General features: G+C 59.9%; 18 protein-coding genes. 9 read left to right on the forward strand and 9 right to left on the reverse strand.

Annotated elements, in window-relative coordinates:
• Nucleotides 1-8: 8 nt before the first annotated feature.
• Both AC1DM5_RS04930 and xylF read right to left on the reverse strand, forming a co-directional pair.
• Nucleotides 9-1319, reverse strand: a complete 1311-nt coding sequence (locus AC1DM5_RS04930; RefSeq protein ID WP_477819710.1) for a sugar ABC transporter permease — start codon at nucleotides 1317-1319, stop codon at nucleotides 9-11.
• A 259-nt stretch (nucleotides 1320-1578) separates the two neighbouring features.
• The gene (gene xylF / locus AC1DM5_RS04935) at nucleotides 1579-2619 is read right to left on the reverse strand and encodes a D-xylose ABC transporter substrate-binding protein (protein WP_007815345.1); all 1041 of its coding nucleotides are present in this window, start codon (nucleotides 2617-2619) and stop codon (nucleotides 1579-1581) included.
• Nucleotides 2620-2845: 226 nt separating this feature from the next.
• Between xylF and AC1DM5_RS04940 the strand changes: the two genes are divergently transcribed.
• Complete coding sequence (locus AC1DM5_RS04940; RefSeq protein WP_477819711.1) at nucleotides 2846-4069, forward strand: ROK family transcriptional regulator; 1224 nt, start codon at nucleotides 2846-2848, stop codon at nucleotides 4067-4069.
• A 230-nt stretch (nucleotides 4070-4299) separates the two neighbouring features.
• On the opposite strand, the gene iolG is transcribed toward AC1DM5_RS04940, so the two are convergent.
• The gene (gene iolG, locus AC1DM5_RS04945) at nucleotides 4300-5292 is read right to left on the reverse strand and encodes an inositol 2-dehydrogenase (RefSeq protein ID WP_477819712.1); all 993 of its coding nucleotides are present in this window, start codon (nucleotides 5290-5292) and stop codon (nucleotides 4300-4302) included.
• Between the two features lie 176 nt (nucleotides 5293-5468).
• Between iolG and AC1DM5_RS04950 the strand changes: the two genes are divergently transcribed.
• Nucleotides 5469-5735 (forward strand): hypothetical protein, encoded by a 267-nt coding sequence (locus tag AC1DM5_RS04950; RefSeq protein ID WP_477819713.1) that lies wholly within the window; start codon nucleotides 5469-5471, stop codon nucleotides 5733-5735.
• 142 nt (nucleotides 5736-5877) lie between these two features.
• Here the strand turns inward: AC1DM5_RS04950 and AC1DM5_RS04955 are convergent, their stop codons facing one another.
• Both AC1DM5_RS04955 and AC1DM5_RS04960 read right to left on the reverse strand, forming a co-directional pair.
• Nucleotides 5878-6768 (reverse strand): Hint domain-containing protein, encoded by an 891-nt coding sequence (locus AC1DM5_RS04955; protein ID WP_477819714.1) that lies wholly within the window; start codon nucleotides 6766-6768, stop codon nucleotides 5878-5880.
• Nucleotides 6769-7084: 316 nt separating this feature from the next.
• Nucleotides 7085-7540 (reverse strand): hypothetical protein, encoded by a 456-nt coding sequence (locus AC1DM5_RS04960; protein WP_477819715.1) that lies wholly within the window; start codon nucleotides 7538-7540, stop codon nucleotides 7085-7087.
• A 237-nt stretch (nucleotides 7541-7777) separates the two neighbouring features.
• Here AC1DM5_RS04960 and AC1DM5_RS04965 point away from each other — a divergent pair, with 237 nt between their 5' ends.
• On the forward strand, nucleotides 7778-8332 hold the full coding sequence (locus AC1DM5_RS04965; RefSeq protein WP_477974691.1) for a putative glycolipid-binding domain-containing protein: 555 nt from the start codon (nucleotides 7778-7780) through the stop codon (nucleotides 8330-8332).
• Nucleotides 8333-8367: 35 nt separating this feature from the next.
• On the opposite strand, the gene AC1DM5_RS04970 is transcribed toward AC1DM5_RS04965, so the two are convergent.
• Entirely contained in the window at nucleotides 8368-9378 is a 1011-nt protein-coding gene (locus AC1DM5_RS04970; protein ID WP_477819717.1) for a LysR family transcriptional regulator, read from the reverse strand.
• A 270-nt stretch (nucleotides 9379-9648) separates the two neighbouring features.
• Between AC1DM5_RS04970 and chvE the strand changes: the two genes are divergently transcribed.
• The 6 genes from chvE (at nucleotide 9649) to araD (ending at nucleotide 17953) form a co-directional block, all read left to right on the forward strand.
• A complete protein-coding gene (gene chvE, locus AC1DM5_RS04975) occupies nucleotides 9649-10713 on the forward strand; it encodes a multiple monosaccharide ABC transporter substrate-binding protein (RefSeq protein ID WP_477974693.1) in 1065 nt (354 codons plus the stop codon).
• A 93-nt stretch (nucleotides 10714-10806) separates the two neighbouring features.
• Nucleotides 10807-12345 (forward strand): multiple monosaccharide ABC transporter ATP-binding protein, encoded by a 1539-nt coding sequence (gene mmsA / locus AC1DM5_RS04980; protein ID WP_477819719.1) that lies wholly within the window; start codon nucleotides 10807-10809, stop codon nucleotides 12343-12345.
• A complete protein-coding gene (gene mmsB, locus AC1DM5_RS04985) occupies nucleotides 12342-13553 on the forward strand; it encodes a multiple monosaccharide ABC transporter permease (protein WP_477819720.1) in 1212 nt (403 codons plus the stop codon). Before mmsA ends, mmsB begins: the two co-directional genes overlap by 4 nt.
• A gap of 107 nt (nucleotides 13554-13660) precedes the next feature.
• Nucleotides 13661-14656 carry an AraD1 family protein gene (araD1, locus tag AC1DM5_RS04990; protein WP_477819721.1) on the forward strand — a complete coding sequence of 332 codons (996 nt, stop codon included), beginning with the start codon at nucleotides 13661-13663 and terminating at the stop codon, nucleotides 14654-14656.
• 61 nt (nucleotides 14657-14717) lie between these two features.
• Nucleotides 14718-16151: an aldehyde dehydrogenase family protein gene (locus tag AC1DM5_RS04995; RefSeq protein ID WP_477974695.1), complete on the forward strand. Its 1434-nt coding sequence runs from the start codon at nucleotides 14718-14720 to the stop codon at nucleotides 16149-16151.
• A 62-nt stretch (nucleotides 16152-16213) separates the two neighbouring features.
• Entirely contained in the window at nucleotides 16214-17953 is a 1740-nt protein-coding gene (gene araD, locus AC1DM5_RS05000; RefSeq protein WP_477819723.1) for an L-arabinonate dehydratase, read from the forward strand.
• A gap of 200 nt (nucleotides 17954-18153) precedes the next feature.
• Here the strand turns inward: araD and AC1DM5_RS05005 are convergent, their stop codons facing one another.
• The 3 genes from AC1DM5_RS05005 to AC1DM5_RS05015 all read right to left on the reverse strand — a co-directional run bounded on the left by AC1DM5_RS05005 (nucleotide 18154) and on the right by AC1DM5_RS05015 (nucleotide 20684).
• Entirely contained in the window at nucleotides 18154-18747 is a 594-nt protein-coding gene (locus tag AC1DM5_RS05005) for a nucleotidyltransferase family protein (RefSeq protein WP_477819724.1), read from the reverse strand.
• Between the two features lie 139 nt (nucleotides 18748-18886).
• Nucleotides 18887-19528, reverse strand: coding sequence for a DUF2268 domain-containing putative Zn-dependent protease (locus AC1DM5_RS05010; RefSeq protein ID WP_477974697.1), 642 nt, complete (start codon nucleotides 19526-19528; stop codon nucleotides 18887-18889).
• Between the two features lie 97 nt (nucleotides 19529-19625).
• Nucleotides 19626-20684, reverse strand: a complete 1059-nt coding sequence (locus AC1DM5_RS05015; RefSeq protein ID WP_477819726.1) for an HD domain-containing phosphohydrolase — start codon at nucleotides 20682-20684, stop codon at nucleotides 19626-19628.
• Between the last annotated feature and the right edge of the window lie 34 nt (nucleotides 20685-20718).

Raw genomic sequence — 20718 nt, forward strand, 5'->3', positions numbered from 1 at the left:
TACTCCTCTTACTTCGCACGGGAGCGATAGACAGTGTCGAGCCAGACGGCAATGACGAGCACCGCGCCGACGACGACGTTCTGGATGGGCGTATCGACATTTGCGAGACCCATGCCTGACTGGAGCGACTGCATGACGAGCGCGCCGAGCATGGCGCCGGCAATCGTGCCGGTGCCGCCTGCGAGCGACGTGCCGCCGATGACGGCTGCTGCGATCGTATAGAGCTCGTAGGTCGTGCCCTGCGAGTTGGCGGCGGCGTTGAGGCGGGCCGTCGAAATGGCGGCGGCGACGGCTGCGAGGAAGCCCATCAGCGCGAAGATGCGTACCGTGACCCAGCGGGTCTTGATGCCGGCGAGTTCTGCCGCTTCCGGGTTGCCGCCGATCGCGAAGACATAGCGGCCGAAGCGCAGGCGGGTGGCGATGAAGGTCATGACGATGCCGACGAGGATGGCGATCAGCACGGGCACGGCGATACCGTAGGGGATCATCAGGCCGGTTTCCGGCATGGTGATGTTATTGGCTTCGGCATAGCGCTTGGCGATCGCCGGCGGCCAGTAATAGATCGTGGATACCCAGATCGCGCCGAGCACCATGGCACAGCCGAGGACACCGAGGACATATTCGGCCCAGAGCGGACGGCGCGGGAAGTTGAAGCGCCGGCGCTGGTGACGCGAGCCGATGATCGAGACGACGATCAGCACGCAGGCAGCCGCACCGATGATCCAGCTCCAGGTGGCACCGATTGCGCCTTCGGCGCCGCCGCCCATGATGCGGAAGGTGGTGTCGAGGGGGGCGACTGTCTGGCCGCTCGTGACATACCAGGCAAGGCCGCGCCAGGCGAGGAAGCCGCCGAGGGTGACGATGAAGGACGGCACGCCCATGAACGCGATGATGACGCCCTGGAACAGGCCGATCGCCGAGCCGACGAGGAGGCCAGCGATCAGCGTGATGACCCAGGTGAAGGAATTGTCGAAGCCCAGATATTGCGGCAGGAACTTCGCCTGGACCACGCCCATGATCATGGCGACGAAGCCAAGGATCGAGCCGATCGACAGGTCGATGTTTCTGGTGACGATGACCAGCACCATGCCGGTCGCCAGAACCGCGATTTCGGTCGTCTGGACGGAAAGGTTCCAGAGGTTTCTGGGCGTCAGGAACAGGCCGCCGGTATAGAAGTGGAAGCCGACCCAGATGACCAGCAATGCGCCGATCATGCCGAGAAGGCGGGTGTCTATTTCCGTTGCCCTGAGGAAGCGCGTGAAGGGGCCTTCAACTGCCGTGCGCGGGCCGGAGGAGGTCGATTGGGTGATGTCTGCCATGGGTTTGCCGTTTCCCCCATTTGTTTGGGCGCAGGCCTGCTCCTGATAGGAATAGCTGGCCGATGACCGCCCTGTTCTTGATGTGACCACCGGGACGCTTCCGAAAATAGCCGATCACAACGGCACTATTCTGGCAGGGAATCAAAGCATCCGCGATGTGCGCGAGAACGGAGAAGCGCCACTGAGCGGGCTTCATCCGCATCCGGCGCCGCAGCGGAGGGCCGCTGCGGCGCCGGTATTTCAGATCGTCAGGCGAGGATTAGTCGCAAGCCTTGACGGAACCAGCCTTGACGCCCTGGCAAGCTTCAGCCTTGGAGATCCAGCCGGCGTCGATGACGACGTTCAGGTTGTCCTTGGTGATGGCGAGCGGGGTCAGGAAGATCGACTGCATCTTCACCTTCTTCGGGCCGCCTTCGAAAGTCTGCACACCTGCAACCTTGTCGAGGGCCGTGCCGCCGGCGAGATCGAGAGCAACTTCGGCAGCGCGCTTGCCGAGTTCGCGGCTGTCCTTCCAGACGGAAACCGTCTGCGTGCCGAGAGCGATGCGGTTCAGAGCAGCCTTGTCGGCGTCCTGGCCGGAAACCGGAACAGTGCCGGCGAGGCCCTGTGCGTCGAGAGCGGCGACGGCGCCACCGGCCGTACCGTCGTTGGAAGCAACGACAGCGTCAACCTTGTTGTTGTTGGCGGTCAGGAACTGCTCCATGTTGCGCTGAGCGTTCTGCGGCAGCCAGCCGTCGGTATAGGCTTCGCCGACATTCTTGATCTTGCCGGCGTCGATTGCAGCCTTCAGGACTTCCTGCTGACCTGCGAAGAGGAAGTCAGCGTTCGGGTCGGAAGACGAGCCCTTGATGAAGACGTAGTTGCCTTCCGGCTTTGCCTTGAAGACGCCCTGAGCCTGCAGGCGGCCGACTTCCTTGTTGTCGAAGGTGATGTAGAAGGCAGACGGGTTTTCGATCAGGCGGTCGTAACCGACGACCGGGATACCTTCGCTGGCAGCCTTTTCAACAGCCGGGCCGATTGCGTCGGAGTCCTGAGCGAGAATGATGAGGGCGTTTGCGCCCTGGGAGATCAGCGACTCAACGTCGGTGAGCTGCTTTGCAGCCGAAGACTGTGCGTCAGCGGAAATGTACTTTGCGCCCTTGGCTTCCAGAGCCTTCTTGATGGCGGCTTCGTCCGTCTTCCAGCGTTCTTCCTGGAAGTTCGACCAGGAAACGCCAACGACGAGGTCGGCAGCCATGGCAGCCGACTGCAGCGAAACGAGAATGGCAGCACCTGCCATCAGCTTATAAATAGACTTCATAATGTCCTCCCGAGTGAATTGCAGCCGGCCCAGCCTCTGCTCCTCCGGCCACCGCGAAAGCCTGTCCAGAAAGGTTCGGATTTTTTTCTCGACAGTCGAGAAATTTAGTGTCAGAGATTTTTTCAACTGTCAACACCGCACTACCGGCTTAATTTCCTTTGACTGGAGGGGCTGGAGATGCTGTGGCAAACCAAGGGCGGAACGAACGGGGAAGAGGCGGCGATAGATGCTGACCAAGTCGAGCACGGAGCTCGTACGGCAGAGAAACAGCGTGCTTGTGCTCGCCACTCTTCGCCGCCACGGGCCACTTGCTCACACTGAAATATCCGATTTCACGCGGCTTTCGTCCGCGACCGTTTCTGCGATCACGGCCGATCTCGAAAAGGCGCAAGTGATCGAAAAATCCGAGCACCAGGCAGCGAGCGGGCGAGGGCGTCCGCGCGTGCTTTTGCGCCAGCGGCGCGACTGCGGCTATCTCATCGTCGTCATCATCTCCTCGGATGCCGTGCAATATTCGCTCGTCGATTATTCGGGCAAGCTGATCGACCGCTTCAGCGAGGAAAGGTCGCATGATCCTGATGGGGCTGGCCGCTTCGTGAACGGGGTGCGGGCGGGGCTAGAGCGTATCCTGTCGCGCTCGCGGATCGAACGGGAGAAGGTGCTGCTCATTTCGATCAGCAGCAAGGGGCTGGTCAACTCCTCCGAACCGGTTCTCGTCTGGTCGCCAATCTTCGGCAGCGACCAGATCGATTTCGAACTGGCGCTCAAGCCGGAATGGAAGGCGAAGGTCATTCTCGACAACGAGACACTGCTGGTCGCCGCCGCTCTCGGCGCGCGCGAAGAGAATGTCAAAGGCGCGGATTTCCGCTCGCTGGCGGCCCTTTCGCTCGGCCACAGCATCGGGCTCGGAATCGTGCGGCGGACGACCCATGGCGGGCATGAAGTCTCCGCGCCCAATTTCGGGCATATGCTGCATATGGCCAATGGCGGGCTTTGCCGGTGCGGCACGCGCGGCTGCATCGAGGCCTATGCCGGTTTCTATGCGATCCTGCGCACCGCCTTCGAAGTGCCGCTCGATACGATCCCGGCAAAGTTCGTGCCGCTGGCCGAGCTCGACAAGATCGCGGCGCGGGCGCGGCAGGGCCACCGCATCTCGGGCTTTGCCTTCCGGCAGGCGGGGCTCGCGCTCGGCAACGGGCTGTCGCGCATGCTGAGCCTGACGGAGCGCATGCCGATTGCGATCACCGGACCTGGCACGCGATATTACGATCTGCTGCGGCAGGGGATCGAGGAGGGGCTCGGTCAATCCCATATGGTTCGCATGGAGGGCATGCCGGAACTCAGGGTCGTCGCGGACGAGCAGATTCTCGTCTTCGAAGGACATCTGAATCGGGCGCTGGCCGTCATCGACGAGGATATCGTCGTGGCGGGTCTGCAGGGTGGGGATTAGTGGTCGGTATGAAGCCGGTCAGACCCGGTAAAACCCCTCCCTGGTGCACCGCTTCGCTTCTTCCGAAACGCTGAGAATCTGGAAAGCGGGTGCGGCGGTTTAAGCCCCTCCCACCTGTGGGGAGGGGTTGGGGAGGGGGGTTTTGAGGCCCACCCGCGCGTGTCATCAAACGAGAAATGGCCGGGCAAGAGCCCGGCCATCTCATTGTGGCGACCGTCGGGAGAGGGCGGTCAGCCGATCTTGATGAGCTTGCCTTCCTTGACGGACTGGACGGCGGCATCCGCGAGCGCGAGAGCAGCCAGGCCATCTGCGCCGGAGGGCGAAATCTTCGAACCCTTTTCGATCGCCGAAATGAAGCTTGCGATCTCGTTGGCATAGGCCTCGGTGTAGCGGGTCATGAAGAAGTCGTGCAGTGGCGGGCGGGTATAGCCTTCGCCGTTGGCAACTTCGATCGAGACCGGGCGCTGGTTTTCGGCCGAGACGAGACCCTTGGAACCGTGGGCTTCGATGCGCTGGTCGTAGCCATAGGTGGCGCGGCGCGAATTGGAGATCACGGCCTGCTTGCCCGACGCGGTCTGCAGGATGACGGAGACGCTGTCATAGTCGCCGGCTTCGCCGATCGCCTTGTCGACCAGCACGGCTGCGGTCGCGAAAACCGAGACTGGCTCTTCGCCGAGCAGGAAGCGGGCCATGTCGAAATCGTGGATCGTCATGTCGCGGAAGATGCCGCCCGAACGCTTGATGTAATCGACCGGCGGGGCGCCGGGATCGCGCGAGGTGATCGTCACCATCTCGACATCGCCGATCTTGCCTTCGTCGATGACCTTGCGGACCGCCATGAAATGCGGGTCGAAGCGGCGGTTGAAGCCGACCATCAGCTTGGCGCCGGTTTCTTCTACGACCTTGATGCAGGCTTTTACGCGCGCAACATCCAAGTCGATCGGCTTTTCGCAGAAGATCGCCTTGCCGGCGCGGGCGAAGCGCTCGATCAGGTCGGCATGGGTATCGGTCGGCGTGCAGATGACGACGGCGTCGATATCCTTGGCGGCCTCGATCGCTTCAATGGTGCGCACTTCGCAGCCGTAGGCGGAGGCGATCGCTTCGGCAGCCTGCGGGAAAGCGTCGGCGACGGCCACGAGCTTTGCATTGGCATCGCCGCTGACGGCCTTTGCATGGACCTTGCCGATGCGGCCGGCGCCGAGAAGACCAAATCTCACTGTCATTACTGCCTCCCTATATTCGGAACAAATAAACCGAATTGATATAAGTTTGGAATTTTCATTCCATTTTCCAGTCGCCGCGTCAAGTCCGCGGGCCTTTCACATTTGTGAAATCCATCCTAAAGACAAGTGACGTCTTCACAACAGTGAGACGGCGTTACCACGACAATGGGACAGAGATGCAGCTGATCGATCCTAACCATCCGACCTATCGACACCTTTGGGTTCGTGTCCTCATCGTCGTGGTCTGTTTCGGATGGGCGATCTTCGAATTCATCGGCGGCGACCCCTTCTGGGGCGTGCTTGCGGGCGGCGCCGGCGCCTATTCCTTTTATATGCTGATCTGGACCTTCGATCCGAAGCCGCCGGAAACGGCGGCAGTTGTCACACCCGATGATGAGGACGGGGACAAGCCGGCAACAGAAGAAGAGAAGAAGGTCGAATAATTAAAGCGTGTCGCGATCTTTCGGATGCGCGCCACGCTTCAGGTCCTTGTTTCACGCATATCGTTCTTGCAAAACCGCTGCACAGTTTTGCACGGCACGGGTTCTCCGGCCCTCCGATTCGGCGCGGAAGGCCCGCAGCTGTTCAGAGCGACAGCTCTCTGGCTTGCGCGTCGATCTTTTCGCAGGCATCCCCGAACGGATCGCGCATCGGCACCAATGGCGAAGCGCCAAGGAGGAGAAGCGCTTTCAAGTGCTTCCAGCCGCCTTCCTCGCCCAGCACCGGTGCATAGGATGTCATCGCGGTGCGTTCCTCACCGTAGAGGCGCTTGTATTCCGCAAAATTGGAGAAGTCCTCGTGATTGCTCCCCAAAAGATGGAAGGTCTCGGCCGCGGCACCTTCGGCAAGGATGACTTCATGCGTGTCGAGCAGGACGGCATAGTACTCGATCGACATGTCGTCGGCCGGAGTGACCGGTGCAATGGTCGTGCCGTTCACGAGATCCTTCACACGGATCAGAACGCCGTTCAGATACAGCGCATGGCCCGGTGACAGATAGAGATCGGAATGTGGCGTGCGGCTATCCAGCGCATGGCGGGAAATCCGGATCGGCACGACGCCTTCATGCCAGCGTGCGCCGCTCTTCTTGAAGACCTGGCGGCCGACCCATTTGATTGGACGGGTGCTCCCGTCCGGAAGGGCAACGCGATCGCCGATGCGCAGATCCTCGACGGGCTTTTCACCGCAATCCGTGAGGATCGCCGTCCCGCGCAGGAAACACTGCGGGCCGCCGCCAGAGCCACCGTGTCCGCTAGAGCCACCGTGTCCACCGGAGCCGCCGTGTCCGCCAGAGCCTCCATGTCCACCGGAGCCGCCGTGCCCCCAAAGCCGCCCCAACGCATTCGCGGGAGATGTGGAAATTGCCGTCGCCAATGCCGCAACGCCGGCAAGCCGGGCACCGGCGGCAGCGGCAACACCTAGAAAATGTCTGCGCGCGGTATTGCGTGGCAGCTTAGGATCTTGCGTGGATGACATGCTGGTGTCCTTCGATAACATTAACACCGGCCTATGTTACAAAAGGTTGTATCGCATTCAATTTCGCTAAATAGCGTTGAGGCCTAATGAAAAGGGAGTAGGCACGGTATGTTGGCCTGCCGAAATATGCTGTCGCCGGTACCAAAAAGCGGAAGAATTATCTGCTACTAAAACGCGAAATATTCAATCTGGCTGCTATCAGTACCGGTTGAGTTGTCAGAAAAAAGCAGTGTAGACAAGCCGCAAAGCGAGCCGGAAACGCCGGCCTTCCAAAGCCTGGAACGTCTCAAATCATTCGACGAGGGACGGGGAAGCTTCAGCTGTGCGGCAGGCGGCGCATCGCCTCGTCGATCAGCAGATTGGCGATCATCATGCGTCTGTTGGCATTGTCGCGGAAAGGCTCTGCGACACCGTCAGGATGATTGGCCTTGGCGAAAGCGCGCCGTTTCTCGTTCAGCGTCTGTTGCGTATCGGCAGATGAAATCGACAGGTCCGAGGCAATCTCTTCCGGCGCAATGCGGGCGAGATGAGCGGGCATGACCGGTTCGGGCTCAGGCGGGGGAGGCGCCGCTATCGTAGGCTCGGGGCCGAGATTGTCGAAATAGGCTTGCCCGACCCGCTGCGAAGCAGCCGAAACACCCTCCATCACATCGAAGGCGAGGCCTGTCGGAAAGCCGGGAACGCGATGGGCGGCCGGCTCTTCCGCTTTTCCGGCGTCTTCCTCTTTCAACCGTTCGAGAACAGATTGGAATATCGATTGTCCGAACAGCATGCGCCTTCCTTTTCGAGCGGCGCATTAAACGGCGCCAAGTTGGCGCCGGGCTGGATTTCGGTGCAGTGATCCTGAGCCTGTCCTGGCGAGATTGAAGCATTCTGTTGGCCACAGTAAATCTTGGCGTGGTGCCAGCCTGGTGGAATCCTATGCCTGGTGAACTGTCCGCAATGTATCGTGCCCAGAGCCGGTCGCCGCGACGGGGCAGCATTTGTGGATAAGGAGATGGGGGCGCGTATGACAGCGTGGAAGCGGACGGTACAATGGACCGATTGGAACGGAGACGGACTTGAGCGTCTTTCCATCCTCCACAATGAAGAGGGTGTGCTTGCGGAAGGTGTTGTGACCGGACAGTTCGAAGCCGGCAAATATGATCTGACCTACCGTTTGGTGATAGACCCGCATTGGCGCGTGCGCGAAGTCGGGGTTCAGATCGCCAACGGCCCAAGACTGCACATTCTGTCCGACGGCCGCGGTCGTTGGGTCAACGGGAATGGCTCGGAGATTTCCGATTTGGCCGGGTGCATCGATGTCGATATTGCGGCAACACCCTTCACCAACACCCTGCCAATTCGGCGGCTTGAACAAAAAATAGGTGTCGCCGAAGACATCAGCGCTGCCTATGTTTCCTTGCCGGACCTGATCGTCGAACCTGTCGAACAGCGATATACCAAACTTGCCGAGAACCGTTTTCTCTATGAGGGTATATCAACCGGATTTTCCGCCGAACTCGAGGTCGACGGCGACGGTATCGTGCTGGACTACCCAGGCGTTTTCAAAAGATTGTCGTAGCATGCGCGTCGTTCAGTCCGGGTATCTTGAAGGCCCTAGCCCTCAGCCTGCCGGATGCTCTCTTCCAGAATGAGATCGTAGAGCAGCCGGGCGCTCGGCGGCAGGGCGCGCTCGCGGACGGTGATCAGGCTGTAGGGCTTGACGTTGATCTCGAAATCGATCGGCAGGATGCGCACGTCGGAGGCATTCGAGCTCTGGGAGGCGAGAAACTGGGCGACGTCGACGGCGACGGGGGCAATGGCATCCGTCTCGCAGATGATCGCGCAGGTCAGCAGCAGCGAGGAGGTGTTGACGATGTTTTCCGGAAGCCGAACTGCGCGCGACAGGAAGATATCCTCTATCGTGCGGCGCAGCAGCGTGCCCGGCGGCTGGAACACCCAATCGTAATCCTTGATCTCCGACAGGCTGCTTGGGCTCTTCTTCTTTAAGAGGGGATGGCGGCTGCGCACGATCAGGCAGGCTTTCTCGATGCCGATCTCGCGGACCTCGAAAAGGCGCGGGTTGAGGTCATCGGGGATGCGGCTGATGATGAAGTCGTGGCGGGCGGCCAGAAGCTCGCGCGCCAGCACATTGCTGGTCTCGACCTGGATATTGACCTCGATGCCGGGAAAGGTCTTGCGCACCGTGTTGATGGCGGGAACGACGAGGCTCATGGCGGGCGCGGTGACGGCGCCGATGAAGACCGAGCCGCCCTTGCCGCTCTTCAATTCGCCGATCTCGCGGCTTGCCTCGCGGAGCTCCAGAAGGATCTTGCGGGCACGCCTGGCGAGTGCCTCGCCGAAGGTGGTCAGCACCACGCCGCGGGCAACCCGCTCATAGAGCGAAGTCTTCACGATCGACTCCATTTCGGACAGCATTCGGGAGGCCGCCGGCTGCGATATGTTCAGCACCTCTGCGGCAGCAGAAATCTGCCCGCTATCTTCGATTGCGACAATCATACGCAGATGATTCAGCTTAAGTCCTGCACGTAGAAGGCCGTCATCACCAAAATTGTCGCTGTGAATGTCGACATGTTCCAACGAAAATGGCTCGGAGATAATCGTCATGGTTGCAGCCTCCCCACCGCGCTCCATCAAAAGTAATACTTTTTAACGATATACCAAATTTGTTATGCACATTACCAGTTATTCTATTTGACAGTTATAGGAATCCATACCAGTTTGCCGCCGTGTGCTGGTTGGCACTCAACACGTGTGAGATCGTGGAGGAGACCTACTTCGTTTCTCACCATCTGAAGTAACTATCCAATACGGAACCTGCCACAGTTTCGGGGCGGGCGATTTTTCGTCCGCTAATCTTTAACAAGGGAGAGAGAAATGAAATCCATTATCTCATTGATGGCTGCGGCTGCTTTCGGCGTCGCATCGTTCGTTATGCCGGCTATGGCGGCTGACAAGGGCCTGGTTGGCATTGCAATGCCGACGAAGGCTTCGGCCCGCTGGATCGACGACGGTAACAACATCGTCAAGCAGCTCCAGGCTGCCGGCTACCAGACCGACCTGCAGTATGCTGACGATGATATTCCGAACCAGCTTTCGCAGATCGAAAACATGGTTACGAAGGGCGCCAAGGTTCTCGTCGTTGCTTCGATCGACGGCACGACCCTCTCGGACGTTCTCCAGAAGGCTCATGACGCCGGCATCAAGGTCATCGCTTATGACCGCCTGATCCGCGACTCGGCTAACGTCGATTACTACGCCACGTTCGACAACTTCCAGGTTGGCGTTCTCCAGGCTGGCACGATCGTCGACAAGCTCGGCCTCAAGGACGGCAAGGGCCCGTTCAACATCGAACTCTTCGGCGGCTCGCCGGACGACAACAACGCCTTCTTCTTCTACGACGGCGCAATGTCTGTTCTGCAGCCCTACATCGACTCCGGCAAGCTCGTCGTGAAGTCCGGCCAGACCGGCATGGACAAGGTCGGCACGCTGCGTTGGGATCCGGCAACGGCCCAGGCCCGCATGGACAACCTGCTCTCGGCTAACTACACCGACGCCAAGGTTGACGCTGTCCTGTCTCCTTACGACGGTCTGTCGATCGGTATCCTCTCGTCGCTGAAGGGCGTCGGCTACGGTTCGGCTGGGCAGCCGCTGCCGGTCGTCACCGGTCAGGACTCGGAAATCCCGTCGATCAAGTCGATCATCGCTGGCGAGCAGTATTCCTCGATCTTCAAGGATACCCGCGATCTGGCGAAGGTCACCGTTCAGATGGTTGACGCCRTCATGTCCGGCAAGGAGCCTGAAGTCAACGACACGAAGACCTACGACAACGGTGTCAAGGTCGTTCCGTCCTACCTGCTGAAGCCGGTCGCCGTGACCAAGGAGAACTACAAGACGGTTCTCGTTGACGGCGGTTACTACAAAGAAGACCAGCTGAAGTAATTATGAATGGCCGGAACCCGCGCGATTGCGGGTTCCGGTCTTCGATTCTATGATCGCCGGGTCATTTCCGATCGCGGCGTTGGGTTTTTAGTCATGGAAAATACAATCCTCGAAATGCGGAACATCACCAAGACGTTCCCGGGCGTCAAGGCGCTCGAGAATGTGAACCTCAAGGTTCGTCAGGGTGAGATCCACGCATTGGTGGGCGAAAACGGGGCCGGCAAGTCGACCCTGATGAAGGTGCTCTCCGGCGTCTATCCGGCAGGAAGCTATGATGGCGACATCGTCTATGAAGGCGACGTGCGCAACTTCAAGGTTCTGAAGGATTCCGAAGAAATCGGTATCGTCATCATCCACCAGGAGCTGGCGCTGGTGCCCCAGCTTTCAATCGGTGAAAACATCTTCCTCGGCAATGAAAACGCCAAGAACGGCGTCATCAGCTGGGGCGATACATTCAATCGCACGAAGCAATTGCTCGCCAAGGTGGGCCTGGCGGAATCTCCGAACACGCTTGTCACCGACATTGGCGTCGGCAAGCAGCAGCTCGTCGAGATCGCAAAGGCACTGTCCAAGAGCGTCAAGCTGCTCATTCTCGACGAGCCTACCGCATCGCTGAACGAAAGCGATTCCGACGCGCTGCTCACCCTGCTGATGGAATTCCGCAAGCAGGGCATCACCTCGATCATCATTTCCCACAAGCTGAACGAGATCCGCAAGGTCGCCGACCAGATCACGGTCCTGCGCGACGGCATGACCGTCAAGACGCTCGACTGTCACAAGGACGAGATCAGCGAAGACATCATCATCAAGAACATGGTGGGCCGAGACCTCGCGGACCGTTATCCGCCGCGCTCCGTGCCGATCGGCGAGACGATCTTCGAAGTCAAGAACTGGAATGCCTTCCACCAGCAGCATCGCGACCGCCAGGTCCTGCACGACATCAATGTGAATGTCCGCAAAGGCGAGGTCGTCGGCATCGCTGGCCTGATGGGCGCCGGCCGCACCGAATTCGCCATGAGCGTCTTCGGCAAGTCCTACGGCCACAAGATCACCGGCGACGTCTTCGTCGAGGGCAAGAAGGTCGATACGACGACGGTGCGCAAGGCGATCGACGCCGGTCTCGCCTATGTGACCGAAGACCGCAAGCACCTTGGCCTCGTGCTGGGCGAAACGATCGTCCACAACACGACGCTTGCCAATCTGGAAGCGGTGTCGAATGCCACCGTTATCGACAGTGTCAAGGAATCGCGCGTCGCCTCCGACTATCGGGCGAAGCTGCGTATTCGTTCCTCCAGTATTTTCCAGGAAGCGGTCAACCTGTCGGGCGGCAACCAGCAAAAGGTCGTTCTGTCGAAATGGTTGTTCTCGGATCCCGAAGTGTTGATCCTGGACGAACCGACGCGCGGCATTGATGTTGGCGCCAAATATGAAATCTATACTATCATCAACCAGCTCGCGGCTGACGGTAAAGGCGTTCTGATGATTTCATCTGAAATGCCTGAGCTTCTTGGTACGTGCGACCGCATCTACGTCATGAATGAAGGACGTATCGTTGCGGAACTGCCGAAGGGAGAAGCGAGCCAGGAAACCATCATGCGCGCCATCATGCGCTCAGGAGAGAAGAAACAATGACGCCGATCAATCAACCCATCACCGAGCAAGGGCGTGTCGTCTCCATCGGCGAATTTGTTCGAGGCAACATCCGTGAATACGGCATGTTCATCGCGCTCATCGCGATCATGGTGTTCTTCCAGATCTCGACCGGCGGCGTTCTCTTCAGGCCGCTCAACCTGACGAACATCATCCTGCAGAACTCGTTCATCGTCGTCATGGCGCTGGGCATGCTGCTGGTGATCGTTGCCGGCCATATCGATCTTTCGGTTGGCTCCGTCGTCGGTTTCATCGGCGCGATTGCCGCCGTCATGACGGTGCAGTGGCATATGAACTATGTGCTCGCGACCGTTATTTGTCTGGCCGTGGGTGCGCTGGTCGGCGGCGTTCAGGGCTATTTCGTCGCCTATCACAAGATCCCGTCCTTCATCGTCACGCTCGCCGGCATGCTGGTCTTCCGCGGCCTGACGCTGACCGTGATGACGGGAGCCGGCACGGGCACCAGCATCGGTCCGTTCCCTCCGGCCTTTCAGCTGATCAGCATCGGCTTCCTGCCCAACCTTTTCGATATGGGCGGCATCAACTCGACCTCGATCATCCTGACCGTCATCGGCGCCGTGACCCTCGTCTATCTGGCATGGCGCGCGCGCAAGTCGAACGAAAAGCATGGCAACGACGTCGAGCCTCTGGGCTTCTTCATCGCGCAGAACGGCATCGTCGCTCTCGCCATCCTGGCGCTCGGCATACAGTTGTCGGTCTACAAGGGCTTCCCGAACGTGCTCGTCATCATGCTGGTGCTGATCACGGCTTACGCTTTCATCACTCGTCGTACGACGATCGGCCGCCGTATCTATGCGATGGGCGGTAACGAGAAGGCAACGAAGCTGTCCGGTATCAACACCGAGCGTCTGACCTTCCTCACCTTCGCAAATATGGGTCTGCTTGCCGGTCTGGCTGGTCTGATCGTTGCGCTGCGCCTCAACTCGGCAACGGCCAAGGGCGGCTTCGGCCTCGAGCTCGACGTGATCGCGGCCTGCTTCATTGGCGGCGCATCGGCGCAGGGCGGCGTGGGCAAGGTGACCGGCGCTGTCATCGGCGCTCTGATCATGGGCATCATGAACAACGGCATGTCGATCCACGGGCTCGGCACCGACTCCCAGCAGATGGTCAAGGGTGCGGTGCTTCTCGCTGCCGTCTTCTTCGACGTCTATAATAAGAACAAGGGCTGAGCTCAGGCTCAGCCCCCGCATCGCAGTCATATGAAAATTGAATTCCGGCTCCGGATGGAGCCGGAGCGGCGAAGCTTTGTCATCGCCAAACGAAAAGGATGAAGACCGTGCTTATTTCGCAGATCAAGGGCGCAAACGAAGAGATCATCGTCGCCGTGCGCGAACCGGGTGCCGCCGCCAAGGCCGTCAAGGGTGCCGAGAGCGTTTACGCTCTGGCGATGGAAGCCGCAGATAGCGGCAAGTCGCTCGTTTCCGTTATCGAGGCTCACGGATACGGCGAACCCGTCGATCTTGAAAAGGCCTATGCCGAGGGACGCTTCCTGCCGCCGATCACGCACCCGGATGCCGCGCATCTGCACCTGACCGGTACGGGCCTGACGCATCTCGGCTCCGCCGCGACGCGCGATTCCATGCACAAGAAGACCTCCGAGGCGGCAGAGGAAACGCTGACCGACTCCATGAAGATGTTCAAGATGGGTCTTGAAGGCGGCAAGCCGGCTGCCGGCCAGAAGGGCGTGCAGCCCGAATGGTTCTACAAGGGCAATGGCTATGGCGCCGCTGCTCCGGGCGCTCCGCTCGTTTCGCCGTCCTTCGCGCTCGACGGCGGCGAAGAGCCTGAGATGGCCGGCATCTATGTCATCGCCAAGGACGGCACGCCGTTCCGCATCGGCTTTGCGCTGTCGAACGAGTTTTCCGACCACGTCACCGAGCGGATCAACTATCTCTTCCTCGCCCATTCCAAGCTGCGTCCGGCAAGCTTCGGTCCGGAAATCCGCATCGGTGTGGCTCCGGAGGATATCCGTGGCACCTCGCGCATCAAGCGCGGCAACCACGTGATCTTCGAGAAGCCGTTCCTGTCGGGCGAAGCGAACATGTCTCACACTTTCGCCAATCTGGAATATCACCATTTCAAATATGGCCTCTTCCGCGTGCCGGGTGATGTGCATGTACATATGTTCGGTACGGCGACGCTTTCCTTTGCCGATGGCATCAAGGCGGAAGAGGGCGATGTCTTTGAAATCGAGGTGGCCGAATTCGGCCTGCCGCTGCGCAACCCGCTGAAGGTTGCTGCCGAAGAAGAGATCGCCGTCAAGCAGCTCTGATTTCCAAGACCGGCCGCCACGCAAGCGGTCGGTCATTTGTCATAGAGGAGACCCAAGGCCCATGACTATCCATCAGAATCTCATTGCCGGTGAATGGACCGGCACCAATGCCGCCGAGAATATCAACCCGTCCGACACGAACGAGATCGTCGGTCTCTACGCGCAGGCAAGCGCCGAGGATGCCAAGGCTGCGATCGCTGCTGCCAAGGCTGCCTTTCCGGCCTGGTCGCGCTCCGGCATCTGGGAGCGCCACGTCATCCTGAAAAAGGCCGGCGACGAGATCATGGCGCGCAAGGACGAGCTTGGTGCTCTGCTTGCCCGCGAGGAAGGCAAGACGCTTCCGGAAGCGATCGGCGAAACGATCCGCGCATCGCAGATCTTCGAATTCTTCGCAGGCGAAGCACTGCGCCTTGCCGGCGAAGTCGTTCCCTCGGTGCGTCCCAACATTGGCGTCGAGATCACTCGCGAACCGCTTGGTGTCATCGGCATCATCACGCCCTGGAACTTCCCGATCGCCATTCCGGCCTGGAAGATCGCTCCGGCGCTCTGCTACGGCAACACCGTCGTCTTCAAGCCGGCCGATCTGGTTCCCGGCTGTTCGTGGGCAATTGCCGACATCCTGCACCGCGCGGGCCTGCCGAAGGGTGTTCTGAACCTCGTCATGGGCAAGGGCTCGGTCGTGGGGCAGGCCATGCTCGACAGCCCCGACATTGCCGGCGTCACCTTTACCGGTTCGACAGGCACGGGCAGGCGCGTCGCCACATCTTCCATCGAGCATAACCGCAAGTTCCAGCTTGAGATGGGCGGCAAGAACCCGATGGTCGTGCTTGACGACGCCGATCTGACCGTGGCCGTCGAGGCCGCAGCCAATTCCGGCTTCTTCTCCACCGGCCAGCGCTGCACGGCGTCGTCGCGGCTGATCGTCACCGAGGGCATCCACGACAAGTTCGTTGCAGCGCTCACCGAAAAGCTGAAGACTGTCGTCGTCGACAATGCCATGAAGCCCGGCACCCATATCGGCCCTGTCGTCGATGCCCGCCAGCTTCAGACCGATACCGATTATATCAAGATCGGCAAGGAAGAGGGCGCCAAGCTTGCCTTCGGCGGCGAACTCATCTCGCGCGAAACGCCCGGCTTCTACCTGCAGCCGACGCTCTTTACCGAGGCGACCAACCAGATGCGCATCTCGCGCGAAGAGATCTTCGGACCCGTCGTTTCCGTCATCCGCGTGAAGGATTACGAAGAGGCGCTGGCAACCGCCAACGACACGCCGTTCGGCCTGTCTGCCGGTATCGCCACGACCAGCCTCAAGCATGCGACGCATTTCAAGCGCAATTCCGAGGCCGGCATGGTGATGGTGAACCTGCCGACCGCCGGCGTTGATTTCCACGTTCCCTTCGGCGGCCGCAAGGGCTCGTCCTACGGCCCGCGCGAGCAGGGCAAGTACGCCGCCGAATTCTACACAACCGTCAAGACCGCCTACACCCTGGCTTGAGACGAAGTGCGATAACCCTGATCGTACGAGGCGATCAGGGGATATCCTGAAGGACAGAAATTATGAAGAAGAAAGCAGAATGGCCGCGCAAGCTGAGGTCGCAGGAATGGTATGGCGGCACGAGCCGCGACGTGATCTACCACCGCGGCTGGCTTAAGAACCAGGGATATCCGCACGACCTGTTCGACGGCCGCCCGGTCATCGGCATCCTCAATACCTGGTCGGATATGACGCCGTGCAACGGTCATCTGCGCGAGCTCGCCGAGAAGGTGAAGGCTGGTGTGTGGGAAGCCGGCGGCTTCCCGCTCGAGGTGCCGGTATTCTCGGCATCCGAAAATACCTTCCGCCCGACCGCGATGATGTACCGCAACCTTGCCGCACTCGCGGTCGAAGAAGCGATCCGTGGCCAGCCGATGGACGGCTGTGTGCTGCTCGTCGGCTGTGACAAGACCACGCCGTCGCTGCTAATGGGTGCTGCCTCCGTCGACCTGCCGTCGATCGTCGTCACCGGCGGTCCGATGCTGAACGGCTATTTCCGTGGCGAACGCGTCGGCTCCGGCACGCATCTCTGGAAGTTCTCCGAAATGGTGAAGGCCGGCGAGATGACGCAGGCCGAATTCCTTGAGGCGGAGGCGTCGATGAGCCGTTCGTCGGGCACCTGCAACACGATGGGCACGGCTTCCACCATGGCATCCATGGCTGAAGCGCTCGGCATGGCACTCTCCGGCAACGCCGCGATCCCGGGCGTCGATTCCCGCCGCAAGGTGATGGCGCAGCTCACCGGCCGCCGCATCGTGCAGATGGTCAAGGACGACCTGAAGCCTTCCGATATCATGACCAAGCAGGCCTTCGAAAACGCTATCCGCACCAATGCGGCCATCGGCGGATCGACCAATGCCGTCATCCACCTGCTGGCCATGGCCGGCCGTGTCGGCGTCGACTTGACGCTCGACGATTGGGACCGCTGTGGTCGCGACGTGCCGACGATCGTCAACCTGATGCCGTCGGGCAAATACCTGATGGAAGAGTTCTTCTATGCCGGCGGCCTGCCTGTCGTGCTGAAGCGCCTTGGCGAGGCGGGCCTTCTGCACAAGGATGCGGTGACGGTTTCGGGCGAGACGGTCTGGGACGAAGTGAAGGACGTCGTCAACTGGAACGAAGACGTCATTCTTCCGGCTGAAAAGGCGCTGACCTCTTCGGGCGGCATCGTCGTGGTGCGCGGCAATCTCGCGCCGAAGGGCGCGGTGCTGAAGCCGTCTGCCGCCTCGCCGCATCTGATGGTGCACAAGGGCAGGGCCGTCGTCTTCGAGGACATCGACGACTACAAGGCCAAGATCAACGATGACAATCTCGACATCGACGAGAACTGCATCATGGTCATGAAGAACTGTGGTCCGAAGGGCTATCCGGGCATGGCCGAAGTCGGCAACATGGGCCTGCCGCCGAAGGTGCTCAAGAAGGGCATCACCGACATGGTGCGCATTTCCGACGCCCGCATGTCCGGCACCGCCTACGGTACCGTCGTGCTGCATACCTCGCCGGAAGCCGCTGTCGGCGGCCCGCTTGCTGTCGTCAGGAACGGCGACATGATCGAGCTCGACGTTCCGAACCGCCGCCTGCATCTCGACATTTCCGAAGAGGAACTGGCGAAGCGTCTGGCCGAATGGCAGCCGAACCATGATCTGCCGAAGTCCGGCTACGCCTTCCTGCATCAGCAGCATGTCGAAGGTGCCGATACCGGCGCCGACCTCGATTTCCTCAAGGGATGTCGTGGAAGTGCAGTCGGTAAGGACAGCCACTAACGGACGTATCCGACCGTAGATTGATGGAAAGGCGGGGTGAGAACCCCGCCTTTTAGCTGAAATGTTCGCAAATATCTGTCGCGAAACTCCGGCTCTTACGGGTGGTTTTGCGACAGAAATTACGGGAAAGTTCGGTGCTGGCGGCCTTGTTTTGAAAGTCAGGAACTCCGCTAGAGGCTGAATGCGCGAAATGCCAACCGTCATTTTGACCGCGCAGCGCAATCGCCGATTTTGTCATCGCCAATCGTCAGCCAAGGCCATCGCTGCAGGTACTGATTGCACTTATCCAGAAATAAGCCGCGCTGAGGATTGAGAGGGTTCAGGCGCAGGATGCCGTTCCACATGTCATCCAAGCCATCGGGCGCATAAAGGCTGCCGTCGCTAAGGCGAATACCGATCCTTGTGCAAAGGGTGAGGTAACGGTCGATGCCATCCTCCGCCTTTTGCAACGTCGGATAGTCCGCTCCAAACTTGTCCTTGTACCAGAGATGGACCCGAGCCTGGTTCTTGATCTCCACCTTTACGGATAGATCGGCGACCGCCTGCTGCACCCGGCGAATGACGGCATCTTCGGCGTCCCATGACAGGTCGGAGTCGTCGAAGTAGAAGACGTCATAGTCCTTTATCCCGTGCTGAGGATCATAACCCGACTTTAGGTTCCAAACCGTCTGCACGAGGCAGCCGGCGGTTAGAATGCCTTGAGGAATCTGGAGGAGGCCCAGCCGGCTTAGCAATTCGGCGTTTATCGGGTTACGGCGCACAGACTCAATGAATTGCTGCTCGCTAAGCGACATAACATATCCTCTGCTAGTGGCTTCGCCAAACCGGTTATCTCGAAAACCCCAACTGTGCGGAGTGATTGCTGGGCATTAGTGCGAAAGCCCGCTGCCTTCGCAACGCTACAAATTCAGGCGCCTCGTCACGGAGCGAACTCTAGATTTGATCCAGCGAAAATCTGAATTCGGACGCTTCTTCGTAAACCAAGGCCGATGGTCTTTGGCCTGTTCGCATCAGGTGGTCCGCGACAAGCTGGAAACCCATTGAATATCCGAGCTGACCCGGCAGATCTGATGTCCAGAAGAACCATGCCTCGTGGTCATAGCTGCGATTGCCCCACTCCTGCGCGGCACGGGTCACATATCTGCGGATTTCATCGCTGGATAGTCTTTCCCAGGGCTCAGGTGGACCACCGTAAATTTCCTGCGCAAAATGTCCCGCCAGGCCTTCAGAAACCAGTGCTTCCCCCAATGAATTTCCGTATCCGGGTCCATCCCATCGGGCAGCGTGATGCAGTTCATGCACAAACATCCGCTCCAACGACGCATCGGCATTTGCAGCAAGAGCTGGATTGGCAGGATCGACCGTCAGATAGATCAAGCCCGGTTCCGGCGCATATCCAAGATGCCCCTTCTCGGACAACACGTGGGTTCCAGCTTTCACCACGACATCGACGGGTGCTGCCCGCAGTAGAGCGCTCCCTTTATCGAAGGCGTCGGACAGCCGCTCATCCAGCCAATCACGCAGCTCGGAAAGTGCACCGCGTGCATCAAGAAAATGAAGGTTCATGCGAGACATGACTGCACCATAAGTTCATGCAGGGGATTTCGGCAAATGGCAGCCGGCACCGGATCGCCGGTCTGTGGAAGAAGGCCTCATGGAAGCCGAGCGGGTGTCAACCGCTGGAGCGCAGGCGGTCTTCTTCCATCTCAAGCTGATCGAAGAGCATGCGGATCGCCGGCCATTTGCGGTGGAAGGCGGCGACGCAAGCCGGATCGAAATGGGTGCCGCTGCAGGCGATGATTTCCCGGTAGGCTTGGTCGATCGGCCATGCCTGCTTGTAGGGGCGCTCGGAGCAGAGCGCATCGAAGACATCGGCAACGGCGACGATGCGCGCCTCGATCGGTATCTGTTCGCCGGCAAGGCCTTGCGGGTAGCCGGTGCCGTCCCATTTTTCGTGGTGGCCGCCGATGATGGCGGTGGCGACGCGCGAAAGCTCGGCGGAACTGTTGCGCAGGATCGAAACGCCGATCGGCACATGCTCGCGCATCTTTTCGATCTCGTGCGGCTCCAGCTTGCCGGGCTTCTGCAGGATGGCGTCGGGAATGCCGATCTTGCCGATATCGTGCAGGGGCGCGGCGAGATAGATGTTGCGGCGCTGGATGCGGTCCATGCCGAGGCCTTCGGCAATCAGTTCGGCGATGTTGGCGACACGTTCGATGTGATCGCCGGTATTGCCGTCACGCGAGGCCATGGCCTGCGCCAGACACCAGACGATCTCCTGCTCGCGGATATCGGCTCGTTCGGTGGCACGGCGGAAAGCCTGATCGAGCGAGCGGGCCCGATCGACGAGGGCAAGCTGAGCGCTGCGCAATGCCAGGAGGTTCAGGACGCGGGCCTCGAGCTCCAGCGGATCGAAGGGTTTTGCCAGGAAGTCCGTAGCACCTGCCTCCAGCGCTTCCAGGCGCACGGAGCGTTCCGTCTGGGAGGTCACCATCACGATGGGTATGGTTTCATAGCCGCGCTGGCTGCGCAGGCGGTGGATCACGGTGATGCCGTTGAGCTCGGGCATCATGTAATCGACCAGCACGAGATCGAATTCGACTGTTCTCGTGCGCTCGAGGGCTTCCAGCGGATTGGTGAAGCTTTCGATCTCGCAGCTGGCAAAGCGGCGGACGGCGGTTTCAAGGGCAAGCAGGCTGGATTTGCTGTCATCGATAATAAGAAGAGACATAAACGACCTACTGAAATCTCAAAACAGGCCGGCG

Source organism: Rhizobium sp. 01T437 (assembly GCF_056398505.1).

Bases quoted from the DNA above. Each gene is read 5' to 3' on its own strand.
- AC1DM5_RS04930 (WP_477819710.1), bottom strand. From the start codon at position 1,319: ATGGCAGACATCACCCAATCGACCTCCTCCGGCCCGCGCACGGCAGTT.
- xylF (WP_007815345.1), bottom strand. From the start codon at position 2,619: ATGAAGTCTATTTATAAGCTGATGGCAGGTGCTGCCATTCTCGTTTCG.
- AC1DM5_RS04940 (WP_477819711.1), top strand. From the start codon at position 2,846: ATGCTGACCAAGTCGAGCACGGAGCTCGTACGGCAGAGAAACAGCGTG.
- iolG (WP_477819712.1), bottom strand. From the start codon at position 5,292: ATGACAGTGAGATTTGGTCTTCTCGGCGCCGGCCGCATCGGCAAGGTC.
- AC1DM5_RS04950 (WP_477819713.1), top strand. From the start codon at position 5,469: ATGCAGCTGATCGATCCTAACCATCCGACCTATCGACACCTTTGGGTT.
- AC1DM5_RS04955 (WP_477819714.1), bottom strand. From the start codon at position 6,768: ATGTCATCCACGCAAGATCCTAAGCTGCCACGCAATACCGCGCGCAGA.
- AC1DM5_RS04960 (WP_477819715.1), bottom strand. From the start codon at position 7,540: ATGCTGTTCGGACAATCGATATTCCAATCTGTTCTCGAACGGTTGAAA.
- AC1DM5_RS04965 (WP_477974691.1), top strand. From the start codon at position 7,778: ATGACAGCGTGGAAGCGGACGGTACAATGGACCGATTGGAACGGAGAC.
- AC1DM5_RS04970 (WP_477819717.1), bottom strand. From the start codon at position 9,378: ATGACGATTATCTCCGAGCCATTTTCGTTGGAACATGTCGACATTCAC.
- mmsA (WP_477819719.1), top strand. From the start codon at position 10,807: ATGGAAAATACAATCCTCGAAATGCGGAACATCACCAAGACGTTCCCG.
- mmsB (WP_477819720.1), top strand. From the start codon at position 12,342: ATGACGCCGATCAATCAACCCATCACCGAGCAAGGGCGTGTCGTCTCC.
- AC1DM5_RS04995 (WP_477974695.1), top strand. From the start codon at position 14,718: ATGACTATCCATCAGAATCTCATTGCCGGTGAATGGACCGGCACCAAT.
- araD (WP_477819723.1), top strand. From the start codon at position 16,214: ATGAAGAAGAAAGCAGAATGGCCGCGCAAGCTGAGGTCGCAGGAATGG.
- AC1DM5_RS05005 (WP_477819724.1), bottom strand. From the start codon at position 18,747: ATGTCGCTTAGCGAGCAGCAATTCATTGAGTCTGTGCGCCGTAACCCG.
- AC1DM5_RS05010 (WP_477974697.1), bottom strand. From the start codon at position 19,528: ATGTCTCGCATGAACCTTCATTTTCTTGATGCACGCGGTGCACTTTCC.
- AC1DM5_RS05015 (WP_477819726.1), bottom strand. From the start codon at position 20,684: ATGTCTCTTCTTATTATCGATGACAGCAAATCCAGCCTGCTTGCCCTT.